Below are 4422 nucleotides of genomic sequence, written 5' to 3'. Positions count from 1 at the left end.
CCAATTATGTGACTAATATTGCTAACTTCATGGTGCAATTAACTGTTGTCATGGTCGTGATACTTGGTGTGTACTGATCGAGAAAGGGTGTAAGCTTGGTTTTTCCGATCCTGGAAAGCTGAAACTAATATTATCAGCTTCAATTTTGCCCATAAACCGTTCTTTACTGGCTAGATTTCCTTTGTCTTCAAACTCATCTTCTTGTTCCATGATAGCGTCTAGTTGGCGCAGTGAACTTATTGTATGATTACCACGAGTAATTAAGCCTGCTAATTGTGCCATCGGTGATATGGCTCTGCTAGATAGCATGACTGCAGCAATGATCCCACCCATAGAGATTTCGTTGTCAGCTAATCTGTACACACCAAGTATCACGACCATGACAACAGTTAATTGCACCATGAAGTTAGCAATATTAGTCACATAATTGGATAGCTTTTTAGTTTTAAGTTGCCAGTTAGCAGTATGACCGATCATTTGTTGCCAGCTTTTCTGCACTAAGCCTTCGGCGCCATTAGCTTTAATTGATTCTAATGCGGTTAAACTTTCTATTAAATGTCCATGCTTTAAGCTAGCAAAACGATTACTTTCTTCAATGGCTTGTTTTAGTTTAGGTTGAAGATAAAAGGTCACCGCAATAATAACTAAGCTGCAAATTACTGGGATGATGGCTAAATCACCCGCGACAATATAGATGATGAGCACAAATAATAGTGCAAACGGCAAATCAACCAATGCAGTTATGGTGGCCGAAGTTAAAAACTCGCGAATACTGTCAAACTCACCTAGTTGTCTTGCCATACCGCCAACACTTGGCGAGCGTTTTGACAGTGGAATACCAATGGCTTTTGCAAATAGTTTTGATGAAACAATAATGTCGACTTTTTTACCTGCAATATCGATTAAATAGCTTCGTAACTGCCGCATAATAAAGTCGAATATATAGGCAATACTGGCACCTATGGCTAAAACCCAAAGTGATTCAAATGCAAGATTGGGCACCACTTTGTCATACACATTCATAATGAAGAGTGGTGAAACTAATGCAAAAAGGTTAACTAATACTGATGCTAAAAGCGCATCTCGGTAAATAGGAGCAGAGTCTTTGATGCTTTGCATTAACCAATGTGTTTTGCTGTCATGTAGATGAACATCAAAACTTTTATCACCGCGATAATCTTGTTTAACTAAAAATAAATAGCCGACGTATAGAGTTTCTAAACCTTCGATTGTTAGAGTATCTTCACCACCGGTTTCGGGTAACTGAATAATTGCCTTGTCTTGCTCTAGATCTATTTCTCTTAAAATGCATGCCTTTTTATCTTTTAATAATAAGATACAAGGCAATAAAATTTTGGAAATTTGATTTAAATCTTTTCGTGATAACTTCGCTGATAATCCAGCTCTACCAGCCGCTTGAGGGATTAAATCAGGTGTGATGACTGCACCAGACAGCGGAAGTCCTGCCGCAAGAGAATCTATTGAGCAAGGGTTGCCAAAATGTTCAGTTAATAACACTAGACAGTCGAGTAAAGGATCAACCGTTACCCGTTGGGCAGCCGAAATAGTCCATTGCTCACTTGTGTTAGACGCAGTTTTAGGCACCTAATCTTTATCCTTAATATTATTGTTAGAATTATCAAATATGCGCCGCATGATACTATGTGGCGCAGTCAATGTGTTGTTATTAAGGAATAATATTTCCATTATGTTGATCAAATAGATCAGCATGAGTGGTTCCTGGTGACGGAGCTGGGTTGGCTGTTGCAGTATCAACAATAAGTGCACCATCATTAAGCAAACCGTTAATAATCACGCCCTCATCATTGCTACCGTATTCATGCGATAGGTCTACACCATCGAGTACAATCAATTGGTCAACAGTGCCATTAAGGTCGGCATCGATAGAAATTGTCGTACTGCCGTTACTGAACGAGAATTCAAGATAGGATTCTAAGTTACCGTTCTGTTCATTTTGTAATAAATCACTGATATGAAGAGAGTCATTGTTAACTTCGAAGTCTTTAATCGTATCGGTACCAGTATCGCCCTTAGACCATACAAAAGTGTCATTACCCAGACCACCAATGAGTGTGTCATTACCTAAACCACCGATAAGCACGTCATTACCTTCGCCACCGTAGATAACATCATTGCCGCCTTGGCCGAAAATGATATCGTTACCCGCTGCGCCATTTAAAATATCGTTACCGTCATATTGATTATTGATATTAAATTCATTTACATGTTCACGAATGTAATCATGTACTTCACTTACATCAATATCGGCAATGTTTTGGCCTGTTTTATCTGCAACATAGCTTTGTAAAGCGAGATAGCCTTGTTCCGTTATACCAGCAAACTGGGCCAAGTCACCAAAGATAATGTCATTACCAGCAGCACCATCAACATTATCATCACCTTGAAGTAACTGTGTTTCAGTACCCAAAATAACAGAGGCAAGGTTGTTAGCATTAACACCAGTTACTGGAGTATTGTTAGAATCATAATTTTGTAGAGTAGTATAATTAATGCCGTTGCCGATCCCGATAGCTTCGATATCTGAAATGGCATTCAAATTAGCAAAAGCTGCAGGAGCGCTACTCGAATTGGTATTAGGATAACCATCGGTAATAAAGTAGGTTAAGTTTTCACCACCACTTAAACTGTTGAACCACCTTGTTGCAGCATCAAAGCCTGCTGCATAATTTGTATTACCACCAGAAGCCATGGCATTGAGTGCTGCGGCTAATAACGTAAGAGCATTGGTGTCAGCTAAGTTGACTGGAACTGAAGCTTGAAGGCCAGTATCAAAATCCACTAACAGAATATTCACTACGCCTGAATGCGTACCACCTATGCTTGCTTTTAGCGTATCAAACACTGAGGTTAACTGAGCTTTCATGATATCGAGCTGAGTACGACCTACACTTCCAGAAGTATCGACAATGAAGGCAATATTGTAAGATTCACCATCAACTATTTTTATCGACTGCAGATCACTAACGATAACATCGTTATTGTTTGTTCCTTGAATCGTGTCATCGTTAGGATTTCCGGTGTAGCTCACATAAGTTGAGCTAGGATCAGATTCTCCCACAATATTTATAGTCACAGTTGCTGTATCTGTAGCACCATATTGATCTGTTACTGTGTAGGTAAAGGTATCAGTTGACAGCTCCCCAGCCGTTAGTGATTCAAATGCATTATTGGTGTCGTAAGAATAGGTACCATCACTGTGTATGGTCAGTAGTGCGCCACTATCTAGCAAAACAATCTGACCATCTGTAACTGTTGCACCATTCACCCCTGTTAGCGTAAATGTATGACCTTGCGCATCAGAGTCATTATTTAATAGGCCTAGGCTAGTATCTGTAATAGATAGCACGCCATCTTCAGAGACCATATAAGTGCCCATAATAGCTGGACCAGACGCGGTAATGCCGGTTAAGAAGTAATCAGATGAGTCACTTAAGACACTACCATTCGTTGCTTCATTAATTGTCTGTGTTGCTTCAAACACTAATTGGTCAAAGACAATATTACCAGTGTCAATATTGAAAGTCCCCACATTGCCAGCGTCCGTCTTGAATGTGTCGCTTGCGACTAGTTGGCCATTATAATAAGCCTTCCAAATTCCTTGTTCGCCATTATTTTCATCTGAAAACAGGTTAGAAACACTGAATTCAGCTTTATTTACTAGGCCATTAAAATCAATGACAACCGACTCTGAGGTGCCTGTCGCTGAGTTATATTCAATTTGTCCAGTAATTTGGTCTGAGCTGCGTGGAGATCCTGCTACTCCGAGCAAATTATTACCAGGTTCATAGTTTAATACACCCATAGAACCATCAGCATTACGAGCGGATATCGTCATTAGATTCTCGCCATTAGACTGTGGAATAGTCCAAGCGGTATTAGAACCTGTGGTCACTGAATATGATGATCCAGGAAGGTCATCGTTAGCATCAACGTTATTAAGATCAAAGGTCACAATTGCAGTATCACTTAAGCTGCCATCACTTGTCTTAACGGTTAGGCTAATTTGGCTACCATTGTCATAGTTAATTTGTGTCGTGTCATTAACAGAAATGACACCAGTCTGAGCATCAATAATAAATGCACCATTTTCGCTAATTAAGCTGCTCGATCCATTAGCTAGAATGAAAGAGTAAGTTAAGTTATCACTATCAATATCGGTATCGTTACCTGTGTTGGCATCATTCACATCATATACGCTAGTGCCATTGGCAATCGAATCGTTAATAGTGCTGCTGTAATCATCAATAACAGGCGCTTCATTGACATCAAGCTCAGTGAGGGTGACGTTAATGTTGGTGGTGTTGACGCCATCTGAGGCGCCGACGACTAAATTGTGCACGTTCGCCAGGGCTTCAAAGTCATTGGCGACGGCGGCCACGC

The 4422-nt window shown here is 40.2% G+C and carries 1 protein-coding gene and 1 pseudogene; both read right to left on the bottom strand.

Going from position 1 to position 4422, the window contains the following annotated elements; translation table 11 throughout:
• Positions 1–54 precede the first annotated feature (54 nt).
• Positions 55–1605, bottom strand: a pseudogene (locus H5185_RS21365) (ABC transporter transmembrane domain-containing protein); the annotation flags it as partial.
• An 82-nt stretch (positions 1606–1687) separates the two neighbouring features.
• A partial coding sequence (locus tag H5185_RS21360; protein ID WP_182743141.1) for a VWA domain-containing protein occupies positions 1688–4422 on the bottom strand: 2735 nt, incomplete at its 5' end.

This window comes from Shewanella sp. SG44-6 (assembly GCF_014164185.1).
In the GTDB taxonomy this organism is placed as follows: domain Bacteria; phylum Pseudomonadota; class Gammaproteobacteria; order Enterobacterales; family Shewanellaceae; genus Shewanella; species Shewanella vesiculosa.
The sequence above is the reverse complement of the archived record's forward strand: the minus strand, read 5'-3'. Positions and strand labels throughout refer to the sequence as shown.